This is a genomic window from Polymorphospora sp. NPDC050346 (assembly GCF_040655695.1).
Lineage (GTDB): Bacteria > Actinomycetota > Actinomycetes > Mycobacteriales > Micromonosporaceae > Polymorphospora > Polymorphospora lycopeni.
In genome coordinates this window covers 374,274-390,337 of sequence record NZ_JBFAKM010000002.1, presented here as the reverse complement: position 1 = coordinate 390,337, position 16,064 = coordinate 374,274, and the positions used below count along the sequence as shown (strand labels likewise).

General features: G+C 73.4%; 16 protein-coding genes. 12 read left to right on the top strand and 4 right to left on the bottom strand.

Features of this window, described 5'->3' with window-relative positions:
* The first annotated feature begins 8 nt into the window (after window positions 1-8).
* Both AB0I42_RS04295 and AB0I42_RS04290 read left to right on the top strand, forming a co-directional pair.
* The gene (locus AB0I42_RS04295; RefSeq protein ID WP_357534052.1) at window positions 9-374 is read left to right on the top strand and encodes a DUF742 domain-containing protein; all 366 of its coding nucleotides are present in this window, start codon (window positions 9-11) and stop codon (window positions 372-374) included.
* A complete protein-coding gene (locus AB0I42_RS04290) occupies window positions 355-984 on the top strand; it encodes an ATP/GTP-binding protein (protein WP_357534050.1) in 630 nt (209 codons plus the stop codon). Before AB0I42_RS04295 ends, AB0I42_RS04290 begins: the two co-directional genes overlap by 20 nt.
* 81 nt (window positions 985-1,065) lie before the next feature.
* Here the strand turns inward: AB0I42_RS04290 and AB0I42_RS04285 are convergent, their stop codons facing one another.
* Window positions 1,066-2,154 (bottom strand): uroporphyrinogen-III synthase, encoded by a 1,089-nt coding sequence (locus tag AB0I42_RS04285; protein ID WP_357534049.1) that lies wholly within the window; start codon window positions 2,152-2,154, stop codon window positions 1,066-1,068.
* Between the two features lie 489 nt (window positions 2,155-2,643).
* Here AB0I42_RS04285 and rplM point away from each other — a divergent pair, with 489 nt between their 5' ends.
* The 3 genes from rplM to glmM all read left to right on the top strand — a co-directional run bounded on the left by rplM (window position 2,644) and on the right by glmM (window position 5,055).
* Complete coding sequence (gene rplM, locus AB0I42_RS04280) at window positions 2,644-3,087, top strand: 50S ribosomal protein L13 (RefSeq protein ID WP_357534048.1); 444 nt, start codon at window positions 2,644-2,646, stop codon at window positions 3,085-3,087.
* Window positions 3,088-3,107: 20 nt separating this feature from the next.
* Window positions 3,108-3,587, top strand: a complete 480-nt coding sequence (gene rpsI / locus AB0I42_RS04275) for a 30S ribosomal protein S9 (RefSeq protein WP_357534047.1) — start codon at window positions 3,108-3,110, stop codon at window positions 3,585-3,587.
* Window positions 3,588-3,702: 115 nt separating this feature from the next.
* Entirely contained in the window at window positions 3,703-5,055 is a 1,353-nt protein-coding gene (gene glmM / locus AB0I42_RS04270; protein WP_357534046.1) for a phosphoglucosamine mutase, read from the top strand.
* 116 nt (window positions 5,056-5,171) lie between these two features.
* On the opposite strand, the gene AB0I42_RS04265 is transcribed toward glmM, so the two are convergent.
* Window positions 5,172-6,356 carry a pyridoxal phosphate-dependent aminotransferase gene (locus tag AB0I42_RS04265; RefSeq protein ID WP_357534144.1) on the bottom strand — a complete coding sequence of 395 codons (1,185 nt, stop codon included), beginning with the start codon at window positions 6,354-6,356 and terminating at the stop codon, window positions 5,172-5,174.
* Window positions 6,357-6,576: 220 nt separating this feature from the next.
* Here AB0I42_RS04265 and glmS point away from each other — a divergent pair, with 220 nt between their 5' ends.
* Window positions 6,577-8,487 (top strand): glutamine--fructose-6-phosphate transaminase (isomerizing), encoded by a 1,911-nt coding sequence (gene glmS, locus AB0I42_RS04260; protein ID WP_357534044.1) that lies wholly within the window; start codon window positions 6,577-6,579, stop codon window positions 8,485-8,487.
* Here the strand turns inward: glmS and AB0I42_RS04255 are convergent.
* Both AB0I42_RS04255 and AB0I42_RS04250 read right to left on the bottom strand, forming a co-directional pair.
* A complete protein-coding gene (locus tag AB0I42_RS04255; RefSeq protein ID WP_357534042.1) occupies window positions 8,474-10,090 on the bottom strand; it encodes an alpha/beta hydrolase in 1,617 nt (538 codons plus the stop codon). The two genes, glmS and AB0I42_RS04255, sit on opposite strands and share 14 nt — an antisense overlap.
* Entirely contained in the window at window positions 10,087-10,380 is a 294-nt protein-coding gene (locus AB0I42_RS04250) for a type VII secretion target (RefSeq protein WP_357534040.1), read from the bottom strand. Before AB0I42_RS04250 ends, AB0I42_RS04255 begins: the two co-directional genes overlap by 4 nt.
* Window positions 10,381-10,694: 314 nt before the next feature.
* On the opposite strand from AB0I42_RS04250, the gene AB0I42_RS04245 reads away from it, so the two are divergent.
* The 6 genes from AB0I42_RS04245 (at window position 10,695) to AB0I42_RS04220 (ending at window position 16,042) form a co-directional block, all read left to right on the top strand.
* Complete coding sequence (locus tag AB0I42_RS04245; protein WP_357534038.1) at window positions 10,695-11,063, top strand: holo-ACP synthase; 369 nt, start codon at window positions 10,695-10,697, stop codon at window positions 11,061-11,063.
* Window positions 11,060-12,517 (top strand): NAD(P)H-hydrate dehydratase, encoded by a 1,458-nt coding sequence (locus AB0I42_RS04240; RefSeq protein ID WP_357534036.1) that lies wholly within the window; start codon window positions 11,060-11,062, stop codon window positions 12,515-12,517. Before AB0I42_RS04245 ends, AB0I42_RS04240 begins: the two co-directional genes overlap by 4 nt.
* Window positions 12,518-12,591: 74 nt before the next feature.
* Window positions 12,592-13,707 carry an alanine racemase gene (gene alr, locus AB0I42_RS04235; RefSeq protein ID WP_357534034.1) on the top strand — a complete coding sequence of 372 codons (1,116 nt, stop codon included), beginning with the start codon at window positions 12,592-12,594 and terminating at the stop codon, window positions 13,705-13,707.
* Entirely contained in the window at window positions 13,707-14,831 is a 1,125-nt protein-coding gene (locus tag AB0I42_RS04230) for an alpha/beta hydrolase (RefSeq protein ID WP_357534032.1), read from the top strand. Before alr ends, AB0I42_RS04230 begins: the two co-directional genes overlap by 1 nt.
* A complete protein-coding gene (gene tsaE / locus AB0I42_RS04225; RefSeq protein ID WP_357534030.1) occupies window positions 14,828-15,319 on the top strand; it encodes a tRNA (adenosine(37)-N6)-threonylcarbamoyltransferase complex ATPase subunit type 1 TsaE in 492 nt (163 codons plus the stop codon). Before AB0I42_RS04230 ends, tsaE begins: the two co-directional genes overlap by 4 nt.
* 36 nt (window positions 15,320-15,355) lie before the next feature.
* Entirely contained in the window at window positions 15,356-16,042 is a 687-nt protein-coding gene (locus AB0I42_RS04220) for a uracil-DNA glycosylase (RefSeq protein WP_357534029.1), read from the top strand.
* The last annotated feature ends 22 nt before the right edge of the window (window positions 16,043-16,064 follow it).

Below are 16,064 nucleotides of genomic sequence, written 5' to 3'. Positions count from 1 at the left end.
ACCGCACGATGGGGCAGCCACGCGAGGATCCGCGCGGGTCACTGGTCAGACCGTATGCGGTCACCCGCGGCCGTACCGAACCCCGCCAGCACATCGCCATCGAGGCGGTACTGACGGCGACGGCGGCCGCGGTCCAGGAATCCCGGTTCGCCGGGCACGACAAACACCGGATCGCCTCGGTCTGCGAGGGACGCCCGCTGTCCCTCGCAGAGATCGGGGCGTACACCCGCCTGCCCCTGGGGGTGGCCCGGGTACTGGTCGCGGACATGGTGGCCGACGGCCTGCTGACGCTTCACACTCCCGCTTCGACCGAGGTTTACGAGGAGCGGATGGAACTGCTTGAAAGGGTACTTAGTGGACTTCGCAGGCTATGACCCGGCCAGGGCCCAGCCGCAACGGAGCCGGGGGATCACCTCGGCGAAGATCGTTGTCGCGGGTGGCTTCGGCGTGGGCAAGACGACCCTGGTCGGGGCGGTCTCGGAAATCACTCCGCTGACCACCGAGGCCGTGATGACCGCGGCCGGCGTCGGTATCGACGACCCGTCGAAGGTGCCCGGCAAGGAGACAACCACCGTCGCGATGGACTTCGGCCGGATCACCATGGCCGAAGACCTGATCCTCTACCTTTTCGGCACGCCCGGGCAGACCCGCTTCTGGTTCATGTGGGACGAGATCATCCGTGGTGCCGTCGGCGCCGCGGTCCTCGTCGACACCCGCCGCATCGCCGACGCGTTCGCGCCGCTCGACTACTTCGAGAACCGGGGACTGCCGTACGTCGTGGCGCTCAACCACTTCGACGGCGGGGCCCGGTACGCGACCGAGGAGATCCGCGAGGCGCTGGCCATCGCGCCGCACGTGCCGATGGTCACCTGCGACGCCCGGCAGCGGGACTCGGTGAAGTACGTCCTCGTCAACGTCGTCGAGCACGCGATGGCGAGGTTGCGGGCACAGCGCGACCGGGGACATCCGACCCCGGTCGGCTGACCCGCCCGGATCCGGCCCGGCGGCGCGGTCCGTTCGGGTCGGGTCCGCGCCGTCGGGCCGCCGGCGACGTCCGCCGGCGGTTCAGTCCACCGGCAGGCGGTAGCCGCGCTTCACCACCGTCTGCACCACGCCCGGGGTGCCGAGGCCGGCCCGCAGCCGTGCCACCGCCATCTCCACCGCGTGCTCGTCGGCGCCGCGTGGCAGCGTACGGAGCAGGGCCGACCTCGACAGCACCCGGCCCGGCGTCGCGGCCAGTGCCCGCAGCACCGCCATCGGAGCCGGCGCGAGCGGCCGCAACTCGCCGTTCATCACCGCCGCATGCCCGCGCAGGACCAGCGTGTGCCCGCCGACCTTCAGCCGGATCGCCCGCTGGGGAAGTTCGTCGACCAGGGCGTGCACGAGCGCGGCCGGATGCGCCCGGCCCGGTGTCACGACCGGCACCCCGTGCTGGCGCAGCGGTGCCGCCGTCACCGCCCCGACGCAACTCGCCAGCACGTCGGACCGCAGCGCGTCGAGTACGGCGTCGCCGTTCGCGCCGGCGGCCCGTAGCAGCGCGTCCACGGCCGGCGCCGACGTGAACGTGACCGCGTCGACGAGCCGGCCGGTGACGAGGTCGACCAGCCGGTGCAGCGGGGCCGGGTCGACCGGCGGCGCCCAGCGGTAGACCGGCACCTCGATCACGACGGCCCCGGCGGCCTCCAGGGCGGCGGCCTGCTCCGGTTGCCGTTCGCCGTGCAACTGCATCGCCACCACCCGGCCGGCGATGCCCCGCCGGCGCAGGTGCTCGACGATCTCGTCGTGCCCCTCCGAACCGGGGGACCACCCGACCCGCAGCCCGGCCGCCCGGACCGCGCGTCCGGCCTGCGGGTCGCGGGTCACGACGTGCGCCGGCCCGAGTACGGTGCGCAGCGGCTCGCCCAGCCCCCAGCCGTCGGCCGCCTCCAGCCAGCCGCGCATCCCGATCCCGGTGTTGACGATGACGATGTCGGGCGGGCTGTCCAGGCAGGCCCGGGTGGCGGCCCGCAACTCGGTGTCGTCGGCGAGCGGCACGATGCGCAGGGCCGGTGCGAGCACCACCCGGGCCCCGTGGCGTTCGAGCATGGTGGCCAGGTCGTCGCGGCGGCGGTGGGCGGTGACGCCGATGGTGAACCCGGCGAGTTCGTCGCTCACCGCCGGGCCGCCGGCCCGCTGGTGACCCGGGTGCCGGCGGGGGGCGCCGGCCGGGCGGCCGTCACCGGGCCCGTCGTCGACCCTGGTGAGGTCTTCCGCCGCTGGCAGGTGCGGTACGCGGTGACGCCCCGGCCCGGCCGCGTCGCAGCGTGTGCACTGCCTGTCATGACGGAAGCGTGCCGCCGGGCGGTTTCGCTGGAGCGTCCCGATTGTTTCGCGCCTGCTAAGAGCGGTGTCCGGCGGCCGGCCGCGCGGGGCGGCCGGGTAGGGTTCGGCGGGCGGTCCCCGTTTTGACCGTGCGTTGTACCACCGGGTATCGTTGCCTGCTGTTGTGCGACAGCCGTTTAGGCGTACCCCACGGGTACGCTTGTCGTCCGTGTGATCTGTGTGCGTGTGATCCGTACCGCGTCATTCGTGCGATTCATGCCTGGCGCGCGGTCAACACAGCGCTGACGAGAACCCAGACCGACGACGAGACAAGGTAGACCTGTGCGTACGTACAGCCCGAAGCCGGGTGAGATCGAGCGTCAGTGGCACGTCATCGACGCCTCTGATGTCGTGCTGGGCCGTCTGGCCACCCACGTCGCCACGTTGCTGCGTGGAAAGCACAAGCCCACTTTCGCGCCGCACGTTGACACCGGCGACTTCGTCGTCGTCGTCAACGCCGGCAAGGTCGCACTGACCGGCAACAAGCGGCAGACCAAGGTGGCCTACCGCCACTCGGGTTACCCCGGTGGTCTGAAGCAGGTCGGCTACGACGAACTGCTGACCAAGCGCCCCGAGCGGGCCATCGAGCTGGCCGTCAAGGGCATGCTCCCGCACAACCGGCTCGGCCGGCAGCTGATCAAGAAGCTGAAGGTCTACCCTGGTGCCGAGCACCCGCACCTCGCGCAGCAGCCGGTGCCGTTCGAGATCAAGCAGATCGCGCAGTGAGCGCCGACGAAGGAAGCAGCATGACCGACACCACCGCGCCCAGCCCGACGGCCGTCGCCGAGGCAGTGGTGCCCGCCACGACTGCCGCCCCCGTTGCGCGGGCGCCGCTCGGCGACCGCCCGATCCAGACCGTCGGCCGCCGCAAGGAGGCGATCGTCCGGGTCCGGATCGTCCCCGGCACCGGCAAGATCACCTGCAACGGGCGCGACCTCGAGGCGTACTTCCCGAGCAAGGTGCACCAGCAGCTGATCAGGGAGCCGCTGGTGACCGCCGAGAAGACCGAGGTCTTCGACGTGATCGCCAACCTGCGTGGCGGCGGCATCACCGGCCAGGCCGGTGCGCTGCGGCTCGCCATCGCCCGCGCGCTGTGCGCGAACGACCTCGACGACCGGCCCGCCCTGAAGAAGGCCGGCTTCCTCACCCGGGACGCCCGGGTCAAGGAAAGCAAGAAGTACGGTCTCAAGAAGGCCCGTAAGGCGCCTCAGTACTCCAAGCGCTGATCCGTTCAGCGCACTTGTACCTCTGACGGACGGTCGGGTCCGCCCCCCAATTCGGTGGCGTACCCGGCCGTTTCCGTTTTCTCTCTCATCGTTGGTGCTTCCGGAGGTCTCACGCATGGGTCGGTTGTTCGGCACGGACGGGGTACGCGGGAAGGCGAACGCCGACCTCACACCCGAGTTGGCGCTCGCGATCGCCGTCGCCGCGGCGCACACCCTCGCCGAGTCCGACCGCAGTCACGCTCCGCTGGCGGTCGTCGGCCGGGACCCGCGCGCCAGTGGCGAGATGCTGGAGGCCGCCGTCGTGGCAGGGCTGGCCAGCGCCGGCGCCAACGTGCTGCGGGTCGGCGTGCTGCCCACCCCCGGCGTCGCCTTCCTCGTCGGCGAGACAAAGGCCGACCTGGGCGTGATGCTGTCGGCGTCGCACAACCCGATGCCGGACAACGGGATCAAGCTGTTCGCCGCCGGCGGCCACAAGCTGCCCGACGAGGTCGAGATGCGGATCGAGGCCGCGATCGAGGCCAACGCCGCCACGGCCTGGGACCGCCCCACCGGCGCCGGTATCGGCCGGGTGCACGACCTGCTCGACGGAGCCGACCACTACGTACAGCACCTCGTCGGCTCGGTGCCGCACCGGCTCGACGGCCTCAAGGTCGTCGTCGACTGCGCCAACGGCGCGGCCGCGGACATCGCGCCGGTGGCCTACAAGGAGGCCGGCGCCGAGGTCATCGCGATCCACGCCGAACCCGACGGGCTCAACATCAACGACGGCTGCGGGTCCACCCACCTCGACGTCATCCGGGCCGCCGTGGTCGAGCACGGCGCGCACCTCGGCCTCGCCCACGACGGCGACGCCGACCGGTGCCACGCGGTGACCGCCGACGGCGAGGAGGTCGACGGCGACCAGATCATGGCGATCCTGGCGCTGGCCATGCGCGAGGCCGGGACACTGACCGACGACACCCTGGTCGCCACCGTGATGAGCAACCTCGGTCTGCGTCTCGCCATGTCGCGCGAGGGCATCCGGCTGGTCGAGACCCGGGTCGGCGACCGCTACGTCCTGGAGGAGCTGCGCGCCTCCGGGCTGGCGCTCGGCGGCGAGCAGAGCGGCCACATCATCGTGCCGGCGTACGCCACCACCGGGGACGGGGTGCTGACCGGCCTGCACCTGATGTCGCGGATGGCCGCCACCGGCCGGTCGCTGGCGGACCTGGCGTCGGTGGTGACCAAGCTGCCCCAGGTGCTGGTCAACGTGCCGGTCGGCGACCGTACCGTGGGCGCGACCGCGCCGGCCGTGGTGGCCGCGGCGGAACGGGCCGAGGCCGAGCTGGGGGAGACCGGTCGGGTGCTGCTGCGCCCGTCGGGCACCGAGCCGCTGGTGCGGGTGATGGTCGAGGCGGCCAGCGAGGAGACCGCCCGCGAGGTGGCGGAGCGGATCGCCGCCGAGGTCCGTCTGGCCAGCCCGGCCTGATCCCGCCTCAGGGTTGCGCGTTGATCAAGGAGTAGTTGCGCGACAAACGTCGTGTGACGGGCACGCTTTGTCCTTGATCAACGCGAGACCCGGGCGTGCGGTCGGCAGGGACGCGTTCAGTGCGCCATGCCGCGTAGGCGGGTGACCGCCTCGGCGAGCACCGTCGGGCGTTTGCAGAACGCGAAGCGGACCAGATGCCGGCCCGCCGCCACGTCGTCGTAGAAGACCTGGGTCGGTACGGCGACCACGCCGCAGCGGTCCGGCAGCGACCGGCAGAACTCGACGCCGTCGCGACCGCCCAGCGGGGTGATGTCGGTGGTGATGAAGTAGGTGCCCTCGGACGGCAGCACCCCGAAGCCGGCGTCGACCAGCCCCTCGGCGAGCTGGTCACGCCGTGCCTCGAGGTCGGCCCGGAACCCCTCGTAGTAGCTGTCGGGCAGGCCGAGCGCCACCGCGACCGCGGGTTGCAGCGGGCCGCCGTTGACGAAGGTCAGGAACTGCTTGACCCGCATCACGGCGGAGACCAGCGCGGCCGGACCGCTGACCCAGCCGATCTTCCAGCCGGTGCACGAGAAGGTCTTGCCCGCCGACGAGATCCGCAGGGTGCGCTCGCGCATGCCGGGCAGGGTGGCCAGCGGGACGTGCGCCGAGCCGGCGTCGGAGAAGACCAGGTGCTCGTACACCTCGTCGGTCACCGCGTATGCCCCGTGCTCCTGGCACAGCGCCGCGATCAGGGCCAGCTCGCCGGGGGTGAAGACCTTGCCGGTCGGGTTGTGCGGCGAGTTGAGCAGCACGAGCCGGGTACGTGGACCGAACGCGGCGCGTAGTTCGTCGGGGTCGAACGCGTACCGGCCGTCGGTGGCGGGGCGCAGCGTCACCGGCCGGCGGACGGCCCCGGCCAGCGCGATCGAGGCGGCGTACGAGTCGTAGTAGGGCTCGAAGGTGACGACCTCGTCGCCGGTCTCGCACAGGCCGAGGATGGCGGCGGCGATGGCCTCGGTTGCCCCGGCGGTGACCAGCACCTCGCCGTCGGGGTCGTAGTCGAGCCCCCAGAACCGGCGCTGGTGGTCCGCGACGGCGGCGCGCAGTGCGGGGATGCCGGGGCCGGGCGGGTATTGGTTGTGGCCGGTGCGCAGCGCCTCGGCCGCGGCGGCGAGCATCTCCGGCGGCCCGTCGGTGTCGGGGAATCCCTGGCCCAGGTTGACCGCGCCGGTGCGCACCGCCAGCGCCGACATCTCCGCGAAGATCGTCGTGCCGAACGGGCGCATCCGTCGCACCAGCGGGTCGGTGCCGGCTGCGATGCTCACCGGACCACCCTAGACGTGCCGGTCAGCCCCGTCGATGCTCTGCCGTACGACCGCGCCGGACCGCACGCCGGTGTCGGGCCGGTTGCTCCCGGGATCGTCCGGACCGGCCCCGCCGCGAGGCGTGTCCCCCGATGCCCGCCTCAATCAAGTCAGGTGATTGATAGCCTCACTTTCGAGCAACCATGGTGAGTGATTCTCCGCTACGCTGCTGCCCATGTGTGGAATCGTGGGGTACGTCGGCGCCCGTCCGGCGCTGAGCATCGTGCTGGACGGCCTGCGGCGGCTGGAATACCGCGGCTACGACTCGGCCGGGGTGGCGGTTGTCTGCGAGGGCGAACTGCTGACCGAGAAGCGGGCCGGCAAGCTGGCCAACCTGGAGAAGGCGCTCGCCGAGCGGGGCATCGCCGACCCGGACGGCACCGGGCCGGTCCTCGGCATCGGTGACGGCACCACCGGCATCGGGCACACCCGGTGGGCCACCCACGGCGGCCCGACCGACCGCAACGCCCACCCGCACGTGGCCCGCGACGGCCGGGTCGCCGTCATCCACAACGGCATCATCGAAAACTTCGCGAAGCTGCGGGACGAGCTGGAGGCCGAGGGCGTCGAGTTCGCCAGCGACACCGACACCGAATGCGCCGCGCATCTGCTCGCCGGCGCGCTCGCCGAGCTGCGCGCCAGCGGGGCGCCGGAGGGGCCGCAACTGCTCGCGGCCGCCATGCGGCAGGTCTGCGTCCGGCTGGAGGGGGCCTTCACCCTGCTCGCCGCCGACGCCGCCATTCCCGGCGCGGTGGTCGGTGCGCGGCGCAACTCGCCGCTGGTCGTCGGTCGTGGGGCGGGGGAGAACTTCCTGGCCAGCGACGTGTCGGCGTTCATCGAGCACACCCGCGAAGCGGTCGAGCTGGGCCAGGACCAGGTCGTGCTGATCACCGCGGACAGCATCGACATCACCGACTTCGACGGCCACCCGGCGACCGGCAAGGACTTCCACATCGACTGGGACGCGTCGGCTGCCGAGAAGGGCGGCTACGACTACTTCATGCTCAAGGAGATCGCCGAGCAGCCGCAGGCGGTCGCCGACACGCTGCTCGGCCGGCTCACCGAGACCGGCGAGATCATGCTCGACGAGGTCCGGCTCAGCGACCAGGACCTGCGCGACGTCGACAAGGTCTTCATCGTCGCCTGCGGCACCGCCTACCACTCCGGGCTGGTGGCGAAGTACGCGATCGAGCACTGGACCCGCATCCCCTGCGAGGTCGAGCTGGCCAGCGAGTTCCGCTACCGCGACCCGGTGCTCGACCGGTCGACGCTGGTGGTGGCGATCTCGCAGTCCGGCGAGACGATGGACACCCTGATGGCGCTGCGGCACGCCAAGGAGCAGAAGGCCCGGGTGCTGGCGATCTGCAACACCAACGGCTCCACCATTCCGCGCGAGTCCGACGCGGTGCTCTACACCCACGGCGGGCCGGAGATCGCGGTCGCCTCGACCAAGGCGTTCCTCACCCAGCTCGTGGCCTGCTACCTGATCGGCCTCCACCTGGCCCAGGTGCGTGGCGTCAAGTACGCCGACGAGGTGGCCGCCGTCGTCGCCCAGCTCCAGGAGGTGCCGAACAAGCTGCGTACGGTGCTCGCCGCCATGGAGCCGGTACGCCAGCTGGCCCGGGAACTGTCGACCGCCGGCACGGTGCTGTTCATCGGCCGGCACGTCGGCTACCCGGTCGCGCTGGAGGGCGCGCTGAAGCTCAAGGAACTGGCGTACATGCACGCCGAGGGGTTCGCCGCCGGTGAGCTGAAGCACGGCCCGATCGCCCTGATCGACCAGGGCACCCCGGTGATCTGCGTGGTCCCGTCGCCGGCCGGCCGGAGCGTGCTTCGCGACAAGATCGTCTCGAACATCCAGGAGGTACGCGCCCGGGGCGCCCGCACCATCGTGATCGCCGAGGAGGGCGACGAGGCGGTCCTGCCCTTCGCCGACCACGTGATCTACGTGCCGCGTACGCCGACGTTGCTCGCGCCACTGGTCACCAGCGTGCCGCTCCAGGTCTTCGCCTGCGCGGTCGCCGACGCCCGTGGGCACGACGTCGACCAGCCCCGCAACCTGGCCAAGTCGGTCACGGTGGAGTAGCCGGCAGCCGGCCCGCGTCGCCGAGCGCGATGCGGGCCATGGCGTCCAGCGCCCGGTTGTCGTGGTCCCAGTAGCCGGTGTGCCCGTTCGGGTCGCTGGCGAAGACCCGCGCGCCGAAATCGCGGTCGCTCGGATCGTGGCCGAACCACAGGTCGTCGCCGGGACGGCTGAACGCCAGCACCGGCCCGATGCCCGGCAGCGCGACACCGAGCGCCAGGTCGCCGGCGAGCGCGCCGACCGAGGGGACGTAGCGGATCACGTCGTTGCCGGCCGTGCTCGCCCACACCCGCCCGGCCGGCAGCCCGAGGTCGCGGGCGTGATCCACGCCGACCCCGGGGGAACCGACGAGCACCAGGTCGTCGGCGGCGAGTCCGTGGTCGCGGGCGGCGGATCCGACCACCAGCGAGCCGTAGCTGTGCCCGACCACCGTCTGGTGGGCGGGACCGCCCTCGTGGCTGGCCCGCAGCCCCTCCTGGAACCGGTGCAGCGCCGGCCCGGCGTCGTGGGCGTACGACGCGCGGTGAGCCTCGTGCACGAAGTCCGGTGCGTCGTAGTCGAGCCACAACACGGCCGCCGCGGGTTGGTCCGGGGCGAGTTCGGCGGCCCGGGCCAGGATCCGCTCGGCCCGGCCCAGCTCGCCGTCGGCGCTCGGCAGGTCGGACGTCATTCCCGGCACGTAGGTGACGACATGGTCGGCGCGGTCGGGGTCGCCGAGCGCCACGACGGTCCGGCCGTCACCGGCCGGGTCCAGGCCGAGCAGGTAGGCCCGTGGACCGCTCTCGGCGGCGAGCCGTGCCTCGATCGCGTCCAGGCCGCCGAGAATCGCGGCGATCCGCAGGCCCTCCAGATGGTTGCCGGGCAGCCGGGGCCAGGTGGCCAGCAGTTCGGCCCGGCGGGCGAGCAGGTCGGCCCGCAACTGCGGCAGGAGCAGCCGGTTGGCCTGGTCCCGCATCGCCACCGGCACCCCGTCGAGGCCACCGACCAGCGCCGGCTCGTGCCGTACGAGCCAGCGCCGCTGGGCCGGGGAGAGATCGTCCCACCACCGGCGTACGGCGGCCGGATCGGCGTCGCCCGCCGGGCGGTCCGGGGGCGGCTCGGTCGTCCAGCCGGTCACCGCCGCGGTGGCGAGGCCGGTGAGCCGCCCGGCCGCCTCCCGGTCGGCCCGCGTGGCGAGTTCCAGCGCGGCGCGGATCTGCGCACCGACCCGCAGCACGGCCGCGCCGGCCCGTGGGTCGACCTGCGGCACGGCGGGATCGAGCGACACGCCGCCGTGCCGGTCGATCAGCACCCGGTTCATGGCGGCACCGCGTACGGCGGCGTCGAGCAGCGCCTTGGCCCGGACCAGCAGGGCGGCGAACTCGGCCAGGATCTGGTCGATCTCGACCAGGGCCGGCGCGGCGGCCTCGACCGCGCCGCGCAGCGTGTCGAGCCGCGTCCCGGCCGTGCCGGCGGCCGGCCCGGCCCAGCTGTCGGCCAGCGCCGACCGGGTTCGGGCCACCTCGGCCGCCCGCCGCCGCACCATGGCGTCGAGTCCGCGCCAGGCCGTCCCGGCGGCCCGCCACGCGGTCGGGTCGGCGGCCCAGAGTTGCGCGTAGCCGATCATCCGATGCCGGCCATGCGTCGCGCCGCCCGGTCGTCGGCCGCCTCGTAGCCGTCGGCGGACCGCCGCAGGGCGTCGGCGGTGTCCGCCGCCCGGCCGCCCAGCACCGTCGTCGACCGGTGGACCGCCGCCTCGACCTGCGCCAGGGCGGCGGCGGTGGCCCAGCCCGGGGCGGTGACGACCAGTCCCGGAGTCGTGCCGAGCCCCTGACCGAGCCGGTGGGCCGTGGCGCTGAGGTCGCCGCCGGCCCGGCGCAGGGCGGCGATCCGCACCCGGATGGAACCGTCGGTCATGCATCCTCCCCGGACCTCGTCGTTCCGCGGACCTCGTTGTTCCCGCGGACCTCGTCGTTCCGCGGACCTCGTCGTTCCGCGGACCTCGTTGTTCCCGCGGACCTCGTCGTCCCGCAGACCCCGTCGTCCCCGCGGACCTCGTCGTCCCGCAGACCCCGTCGTCCCCGCGGACCTCGTCGGCGTCGACGCTAGGCGCGCGCCGGTGCGTACCGGGGGCCCTGTGGAGCGCGGGCGACCGGCGTACCCGCGGGTTGTCCACAGCCCTTGTCCACCACGGACCGCGCGGATAGCCTGCGCCCCGTTAGGGTGATCGGGTGATCGTGGCTGTCGGCATCGACGTGGTCCTGGTCGAGCGGTTCGCCCGGGCGCTGGCGCGCACACCCCCGCTGGCCGAACGGCTCTTCACCGAGGCGGAGCGGCACACCGGTGCCGGCAATCCGCGCTCGCCGGAGTCCCTGGCCGCGCGGTTCGCGGCCAAGGAGGCGGTGGCGAAGGCGCTCGGCGCCCCGGCCGGGTTGCACTGGCACGACTGCGAGGTCGTCGCCGACCCGGACGGCCGGCCCTGGCTGACCGTCTCCGGCACGGTCGCCGCCGCGGCCGACGAGCGCGGCGTCAACCACTGGCACCTCTCGCTGTCCCACGACGGTGGGATCGCCTCGGCGATGGTGGTGGCCGAGCGATGAGGACGGCGTGGCGGGTGGCCGACGTACGGGCCGCCGAGGACGGACTGATCGCCAGCCTGCCGGCGGACACCCTGATGCGGCGGGCCGCCGCCGGACTCGCACGCCGCTGCGCGCTGCTGCTCGCCGAACGCGGCGGGGTCTACGGCGCCCGCGTGCTGCTGCTCGTCGGCGCCGGCAACAACGGCGGCGACGCGCTCTACGCCGGTGCCACCCTCGCCGGCCGGGGCGCGACCGTGTCCGCACTCGCGCTGGCCCCCGACCGGATCCACGGTGGAGGGCTGGCGGCACTGCGTACGGCCGGCGGCCGGCTCGTCACCACCCTGCCCGACCGGGCCGACCTCGTCGTCGACGGCATCGTCGGCATCGGGGCCGCCGGCGGGCTGCGCCCGGACGCCGCCGCCCTGGTCGCGAAACTCGACACGCTTGCGTCCGCCGGGGGCGGCCGGCCCACGGTCGTCGCGGTCGACGTGCCCAGCGGGGTCGCCGTGGACACCGGCGACGTGCCCGGGGCAGCCGTACGCGCCGACGTCACCGTCACCTTCGGCTGCCTCAAACCGGCCCTGGTCGTCGGGCCGGCGGCCGTACACGCCGGCGAGGTCGACCTGGTCGACATCGGGCTCACCGACCGGCTGCGGGGCACCCCGGCCCTGCTGGTGCCGGAGTGGGACGACATCGCGGACTGGTGGCCGGCGCTCGGCCCCGAGTCGGAGAAGTACACCCGCGGCGTGGTCGGGGTCGCCACCGGCTCGACCACCTATCCGGGCGCCGCCGTGCTGTCCGTCGGTGGGGCGCTGGCCGGTCCGACCGGACTGGTCCGGTACGCGGGCGGCGCGGCGGCCGAGGTGCTGCACCAGCATCCGTCGGTGATCGCCACCGGCCGGGTCGCCGACGCCGGCCGGGTGCAGGCGTGGGTCTGCGGTTCCGGCCTCGGTGGCGGGGCGGCGGCCGCCGCCGAACTGCGGTCGGTGCTCGCCGCGCCGGTGCCGGCGGTGCTCGACGCCGACGCGCTGACCATGCTCGTCGACGGCAGCCACGCCGGCCGGCTGCGCGAGCGCACCGCGCCGACGGTGGTCACCCCGCACGACCGCGAGTTCGCCCGGCTCTGCGGCACGGCCGCCGGCTCCGACCGGGCCGGCGCCGCGCTGCGCCTGGCCGCCTGGATGAACGCGGTCGTCCTGCTCAAGGGCGACCGTACGGTGGTCGCGACGCCGGACGGCCGGGCGTACGTCAACCCGACCGGCAGCCCCGCGCTGGCCACCGGCGGCACCGGTGACGTGCTCGCCGGCCTGCTCGGATCGCTGCTCGCCGCCGGGGTGGCGCCGGAGCGGGCCGCCGTGGCCGCCGCCTTCCTGCACGGGCTGGCCGGCCGGGAGGCCGCCCGGCGCGGCCCGGTCACCGCCCCGGACGTCGTCGACGCCCTGCGCCCGGTCGTCGCCCGCCTCACCGCGCGGTGAGGCGCGAGCGCTGGTGACGGATACGTCGTGGCGACCGGCTCGGGGCGTCGGCCGCGGTCAGTAGGCTGAACAGCATGTGGCAGGCCGAGGTGCGGATCGACCTTGACGCGATCCGCGAGAACGTGGCCCGGTTGCGGGCCGGCACGAGCGCCGAGCTGATGGCGGTCGTCAAGGCGGACGGCTACGGGCACGGGATGCTCCCGGCCGCCCGGGCGGCCCTGGACGCGGGCGCCGACTGGCTCGGGGTGTGCACCCTCGACGAGGCTCTTACCCTGCGTCGCGCCGGGGTGACCGCGCCGGTGCTCGCCTGGCTGCTGGCACCCGGGCTGCCCCTGCACGAGGGGGTGGCCGCGAACGTCGACCTGAGCGCGGCCTCGGTCGACCAGCTCGACGAGGTGCTGACCGCCGCCGGCCGGGCCGGCCACCCGGCCCGCGTCCACCTCAAGGTCGATACCGGGCTGGCGCGCGGCGGGGCGACCGCCGCCGACTGGCCGGTCCTGCTGGAGGCCGCCGCCAAGGCCCAGGCCGACGGCACCATCGAGGTGGTCGGGGTCTGGAGCCATTTCGCGTACGCCGACGCGCCCGGGCACCCGACGATCGACCGGCAGCTCGCCAACTTCCACGAGGGGCTGGCGCTCGCCGAACGGTGGGGGGTGCGGCCGCGCTACCGGCATCTGGCCAACTCGGCGGCCACCCTGACCCGGCCCGACACCCACTTCGACCTGGTTCGTCCCGGTCTGGCCGTCTACGGGCTGTCCCCGGTCGTCGGCGAGCGCTACGGGCTGCGGCCGGCGATGACGGCCCGGGCCCGGGTGATGCTCGCCAAGCGGGTGCCGGCCGGCCAGGGCGTGTCGTACGGCCACACCTACACCACCGCCCAGGAGACGACGCTGGCGGTCGTACCGCTCGGTTACGCCGACGGGATTCCCCGGCACGCCTCCAACGCCGGCCCGATCCAGCTCGGCGGGCGGGTCCGCACCATCGCCGGCCGGGTCTGCATGGACCAGGTGGTGCTCGACTGCGGCGACGATCCGGTGGTGGCCGGCGACGTCGCGACGCTGTTCGGGCCGGGCGACGGCGGCGAGCCGACCGCCGACGACTGGGCCGAGGCGGCCGGCACGATCAACTACGAGATCGTGACCCGGTTCGGCGGCGTACGCGTACCCCGGGTCTACGACGGGGCCCGCTGATGGCGGCCGACAACGGGCGGACGAAGGCGAAGCGGCGGGCCGGCATCTTCGGCGCCGTGGTCGGTGTGGCGGCGGCCGGGCTCGCGGCCGGCATCGCCGCCGAACGGGCCATCGTCCGGCGGTCCAAGCGGGGCGTCGGCGACATCTACGCCGAGGAGCGGTTCGGCGCCCTGCCGTACGACGAGACGTGCACCGTCACCACCGCCGACGGCACCGACATCCACGTGGAGATCGTCGAGCCGGCCGACGGGGTCGAGATCGACGCCGGATTCATCACCGGGGTGGCGGCCGGGCCGGCCGAGCCCACCATCGTCTTCGTGCACGGCTTCTGCCTCGACATGGGCACCTTCCACTTCCAGCGTTCGGAGCTGACCCGGCGCGGCGACTACCGGATGGTCTTCTACGACCAGCCCGGGCACGGCCGTTCGGGCCGGCTCGAATCGGGGGAGTACGAGCTGCCGGCGCTGGGGGAGACGCTGCGGGCGGTGATCGACGAGACGGTGCCGGAGGGGCCGCTGGTACTCGTGGGGCACTCGATGGGCGGCATGACGATCATGGCGCTGGCCGAGCTCTACCCGCAGATGTTCGAGCGGCGGGTGGTCGGCGCCGTGCTGATCGCCACCTCCGGCGGTCTGGTGGAGCAGGCGAAGTTCGGCCTGCCGACCATCATCTCCCGGTTCGGCAGCCCGCTGCTGCCGCTGGTCAACAACGCGACCCGGCTCACCGGCGGGGTGATCGACCGGGCCCGCACCGCCGCCTCCGACCTGGCCTGGCTGATGACCCGCCGCTACGGGTTCGGCACCACCCGGCCGAGCCCGGCCCTGGTGTCGTACGTGGAGAAGATGAACTCGGGCACCACGGCCGAGACGGTCGCCCGCTACCTGCGTACCCTCTACACCCATGCCCGCTATCCGGCGCTGGCCACCCTACGGGAGACCCCGACCCTGGTCATCGTCGGTGACAAGGACATGATCACTCCGGTGGCGCACTCCGAGGAGATCCTGCGCCGCCTGCCGGACGCCGAATTCATCAAGATCGCTGACAGTGGCCACGTCGTCATGCTCGAACACGCCGACGAGGTCAACGCCGTACTGATCGACTTTCTCGGGAAGCTCGAACGATGACCGAACTGTCCACCGTGGAGGAAACCCGGGCGTACGGCGCCCGGCTCGCCGGGATCCTGCGCGCGGGAGACCTGCTGGTGCTGGCCGGGCCGCTGGGCGCCGGCAAGACCGCGCTGACCCAGGGCATCGGCACCGGACTCGGCGTGCTCGGCGACGTCACCTCGCCGACGTTCGTCATCGCCCGGGTGCACCGGCCCGACCCGGCCCGCGACGGCCGGGTGGCGCTGGTGCACGCCGACGCCTACCGGCTGGGCTCCACGTCGGACCCCCGGGCCGAGATCGACGACCTCGACCTCGACGCCTCGATGGACGACTCGGTGACCGTCGTCGAGTGGGGCGAGGGCATGGTCGAGCAGCACGGCGACGGCCACCTGCTGATCCGCATCGACCGGCGCGACGACGACACCCGGGTCGTCGAACTCGTACCGGTCGGCGGCGACTGGGCGGGCCGCCTGACGAAACTGGGATATGTCGCACCGCCGTTCTAGGGTTCGGTCATCGTCCGAACCCACGAAAGGCCGCTGATGTCCCTCGACCTCCCGGCGCTCCTCCCGCCAGCCTGGCAGACGCTGCTGGCACCGCACCTCGACGCCGACCGCACCGCCGCGCTCGGTGCCTTCGTCGCCGAGGAATACCAGACCCAGACGGTCTACCCGCCGGTCGACGACCTGTTCAGCGCCTACCGGCTCTGCACGCCCGAGGACACCCGGGTGCTGATTCTCGGCCAGGACCCCTACCACAAGGCCGGCCAGGCCCACGGGCTCAGCTTCAGCGTCCGCGACGGGGTGTCGGTGCCGCCGTCACTGCGCAACGTCTTCAAGGAGCTGAACGAGGACCTCGGTGTCCCGGTGTCCCGCAACGGCAACCTGACCGCCTGGGCCGAACGCGGCGTGCTGCTCCTCAACGCGGTCCTCACCGTCCGCGAGGCCAAGCCCGGTTCGCACGCGAACAAGGGCTGGGAGGAGTTCACCGACGCCACGATCCGGGCGCTGAACGCCCGGGACAGCCGGGTCGTCTTCCTGCTGTGGGGCGGCTACGCCCGCAAGAAGGCGGCGCTGGTCACCAACCCGGCCCACGTGGTCCTCGAAGCCGGCCACCCCAGCCCGATGAACCCGAAGGGCTTCCTCGGCAGCCGGCCGTTCAGCGCCACCAACAAGGCCCTCGCCGACGCCGGGCTGCCCGGCGTCGAGTGGGACCGCTCCGCCGGCTGACGCAGGTCGCCACCCCGGACGG

Coding starts and splice junctions, on each gene's coding strand:
- AB0I42_RS04295 (WP_357534052.1), top strand. CDS start 9: ATGGGGCAGCCACGCGAGGATCCGCGCGGGTCACTGGTCAGACCGTAT.
- rpsI (WP_357534047.1), top strand. CDS start 3,108: ATGACCGACACCACCGCGCCCAGCCCGACGGCCGTCGCCGAGGCAGTG.
- glmM (WP_357534046.1), top strand. CDS start 3,703: ATGGGTCGGTTGTTCGGCACGGACGGGGTACGCGGGAAGGCGAACGCC.
- glmS (WP_357534044.1), top strand. CDS start 6,577: ATGTGTGGAATCGTGGGGTACGTCGGCGCCCGTCCGGCGCTGAGCATC.
- AB0I42_RS04255 (WP_357534042.1), bottom strand. CDS start 10,090: ATGATCGGCTACGCGCAACTCTGGGCCGCCGACCCGACCGCGTGGCGG.
- AB0I42_RS04250 (WP_357534040.1), bottom strand. CDS start 10,380: ATGACCGACGGTTCCATCCGGGTGCGGATCGCCGCCCTGCGCCGGGCC.
- AB0I42_RS04240 (WP_357534036.1), top strand. CDS start 11,060: ATGAGGACGGCGTGGCGGGTGGCCGACGTACGGGCCGCCGAGGACGGA.
- alr (WP_357534034.1), top strand. CDS start 12,592: ATGTGGCAGGCCGAGGTGCGGATCGACCTTGACGCGATCCGCGAGAAC.
- AB0I42_RS04230 (WP_357534032.1), top strand. CDS start 13,707: ATGGCGGCCGACAACGGGCGGACGAAGGCGAAGCGGCGGGCCGGCATC.
- tsaE (WP_357534030.1), top strand. CDS start 14,828: ATGACCGAACTGTCCACCGTGGAGGAAACCCGGGCGTACGGCGCCCGG.
- AB0I42_RS04220 (WP_357534029.1), top strand. CDS start 15,356: ATGTCCCTCGACCTCCCGGCGCTCCTCCCGCCAGCCTGGCAGACGCTG.